Annotated in this window: 2 protein-coding genes; both read left to right on the forward strand. The window is 64.9% G+C overall.

The annotated features are described in order from the left end of the window. Positions 1 to 131: 131 nt before the first annotated feature. Positions 132 to 1,328 carry an IS256 family transposase gene (locus tag ABW137_RS33870; protein WP_526407006.1) on the forward strand — a complete coding sequence of 399 codons (1,197 nt, stop codon included), beginning with the start codon at positions 132 to 134 and terminating at the stop codon, positions 1,326 to 1,328. Positions 1,329 to 1,534: 206 nt separating this feature from the next. Continuing rightward, the gene (locus tag ABW137_RS33875; protein WP_526407008.1) at positions 1,535 to 2,653 is read left to right on the forward strand and encodes an IS110 family RNA-guided transposase; all 1,119 of its coding nucleotides are present in this window, start codon (positions 1,535 to 1,537) and stop codon (positions 2,651 to 2,653) included. Positions 2,654 to 3,228 lie beyond the last annotated feature (575 nt).

Genomic DNA, 3,228 nt, shown 5'->3' on the forward strand with positions numbered 1-3,228 from the left:
CGTAGCGACCGTCAAGAGTCTGGCGTAGGCGGGCGACTTATCCACAGCGGTGGCGTCGCGATCTGGCGGCCATCGTCGGTCGTCCGGCTAAGGTTCGAGTTGCGACCTTGAACTCTTTGACGGAGACGACGATGACCGAGGACAGGATGGCGCTGATCGAGCTGGTGGAGAAGAGCGCCGATAGTGATCTCGTGCGAGCGATGTTGGCGTTCGCAGCCGAGCGGCTGATGGAAGCCGAAGTTGAAGCCCGCACCGGCGCCGCACACGGCGCGCGCGATCCGGGACGACAGGTACAGCGCAACGGCTATCGCGAGCGGGCCTGGGATACGCGGGCCGGGCGGATCGAACTCGATATCCCGAAGCTGCGGCGTGGGAGTTACTTCCCCTCTTTCCTCGAACCGCGGCGCACAGCGGAGAAGGCGCTGACCGCGGTCATCCAAGAGGCCTACGTGCACGGCGTCTCCACCCGCTCGGTCGATGACCTGATCCGCGCCATGGGCGCATCCGGCGTCTCCAAGAGTCAGGTCAGTCGGCTCGTCGAGGAGATCGATGAGCGCGTGAATGCGTTCCTCACCCGCCCGATCGAGGGTGAATGGCCCTATTTCTGGATCGACGCCACCTACGTCAAAGCGCGACAAGCCGGGCGCATCGTCTCGACGGCGGTCATAATCGCCGTCGGCGTCAATACCGACGGCCGTCGCGAAGTGCTTGGCGTGGCCACTGGCCCCTCGGAGGCGGAAGCGTTCTGGAAGGGCTTTCTGCGTTCCTTGGCCGATCGCGGTCTGCGCGGCACCAAGCTTGTCATCGCCGACGACCACAAAGGGCTGCGCGCGGCCGCCTCGAAGATTTTCCACGCCACGCTTCAGCGCTGCCGCGTTCACTGGATGCGCAACGCGCTCGCGCATGTCCCGGCCAAACAGCGCCCGGCAGTCACGGCGATGATCAAGACCATCTTCGCCCAGGAGACGGCGCAGGACGCCATCGATCAATGGAACAACGTTGCCCAAGCCCTGCGCGAGCGCGCACCCAAGCTCGCGCTATTGATGGACGAGGCGCGCGATGACGTTCTCGCCTACACCGCATACCCGCGCGAGCATTGGCCGCAGATCAGCAGCACCAACCCGCTCGAGCGCCTCAATGGCGAAATCAAGCGACGCAGCGATGTCGTCGGCATTTTCCCCAATGATGCCGCCGTCATCCGCCTCACCGGCGCGCTGATGATCGAACAAAACGACGAGTGGGTCGTTGGACGCCGCTACATGAGCCTTGAAAGCCTCGCTCCTATCAGCAACGATCCCATCATCAAGCTGCCCGGCGTGGCCGCCTGATCAACTCGGATCAGCCGAGGACCCGCTGCTACACCACGCCAAGGGGCACGATCCAATCTCGGCCATTCGGCCACGGCTCTCTCGGGTCCACATCCCAAGCTTGAGACCGCATGTTCGTGGCCCTTGGTGGCTCGTCCCTTGTCATGCTGGGTCGAGGGTTGGACCGGTTGGCGGTCCAGAGCCTCAAGCATGGGGGACGAACCGTGGTGGAGCATACGACGACATACGTGGCGTTCGACAACAGCAAGGACACGCTGGCCGTGGCCATTGCGGACGGCGGCTTGCGCGGGGAGGTGCGGTTCTGGGGCACGATCCCGAACCAGGCCGAGGCGGTGCGCAAGCTGGTGACGAAACTCGCGGCCAAGCACCCGGTGCTGAGCTTCTGCTATGAGGCCGGTCCGTGTGGGTATGGGCTGTATCGGCAGATCCTGGCGCTGGGCCACCCCTGCCTGGTGATCGCACCCTCGCTGATCCCGACCAAGCCAGGCGGGCACATCAAGACGGACCGGCGGGACGCGACGATGCTGGCCTCGCTGTTCCGCGCCGGAGAGCTGCAAGGCGTGTGGGTGCCCGATGCCGACCACGAGGCGATGCGCGAGCTGATCCGCGGCCGTCAGACCGCGATGCAGGAGGTCCGGCGCTCACGCCAGTTGGTGCTGTCCTTTCTGCTGCGCCACGACCGTGCCATGCCGACGCGTCAGCACTGGACCCGAGCGCATCGGGCCTGGCTGGCCCGGCAGGGCTTCTCCCATCCCGCCGAACAGATCGTGTTCGAGGAGCTGATCCAACGCACGGAGATGGCCTGTGCCCGGCAGGCCCGCCATGAGGACGCCATCCGCAAGCTGCTGCCGGCCTGGTCGCTGGCCGGCGTGGTCACCGCCATCCAGTCGATGCGGGGCGTGGCGCTGATGTCGGCCGTGACCCTGGTGGCCGAGATCGGCGATTTCGGCCGGTTTGCCTCGCCGCGGCAGCTGATGGCATGGCTCGGCCTGGTGCCCAAGGAACACTCGTCGGGACGCAAAGTCGCCCGCGGCAACATCACCAAGGCGGGCAACACCCGGGCCCGCCGCGTCCTGGTGGAAGGGGCATGGACCTACCGGCTCCCCGCCCGCATGGGCGAGGACATCACCCGGCGCAACGAGGGTCTGCCCGAGACGATCAGAGCCGCCGCCTGGAAAGCACAGGTCCGCCTGTGCACCCGCTACCGGCGCCTACAGAAAACCGGCAAACCGCAGAACGTCATCGTGGTCGCGATCGCCCGCGAGATGGCGGCATTCGTCCGGGCCATTGCCCGTATGGCGCAGCCCGTCATCACGCCCGCATAGATCTGTTTCCGCCCAAGCAAGAAAGCGGCAACCGGGAAAGGAAGAGCGAAGATACTTCGTTGCCCAGGGGTGGGCGCGGCGGCAGGTCAGGGCAACCCTCGATCTGATTCGGCGGCACCAACCCGCGACTTTGAGACAGAGGAAGGCCCAAGACGAACACCGGTCCTGCGGTAACCAACCCGCGCATCAGAGTCTGATCAACCGTCGTCTTGCGCCGCCGCGTCCTCCCCTGGGCAACCCCGACTGGCCGGACAACGCTGCACGCGGCGAATACTCACGATCCAACTCGTTGACAACGAACATGAGAATCATGCCGACCCGAGCCGCCGCAACCATTCTCAAACAGGCTCTGACTGCGCCGGAACGGAAACTTAAGTTGGAGGAGAAAGCACTTCCTGGCGTCTGCGGCGACGAACTATGAGGGCATCACGACCTAGTGGACAAGCAGTACTTTGGCTTGGAACTACCACCGTATTGTGATAATCTACCCAGTCGGATTCACGCATTCCCGACAAGCCTTGTGCGACTTCGTAGGCGTTCAGCAACTCGTCGGTGTAGGTCGACCGATGCAGCGG

It is taken from the genome of Mycobacterium sp., from assembly GCF_040509115.1.
GTDB lineage: Bacteria > Actinomycetota > Actinomycetes > Mycobacteriales > Mycobacteriaceae > Mycobacterium.

What these genes read in the sequence shown, in the direction of transcription:
- ABW137_RS33870 (WP_526407006.1), top strand. Translation starts at nt 132, where the DNA reads ATGACCGAGGACAGGATGGCGCTGATCGAGCTGGTGGAGAAGAGCGCC.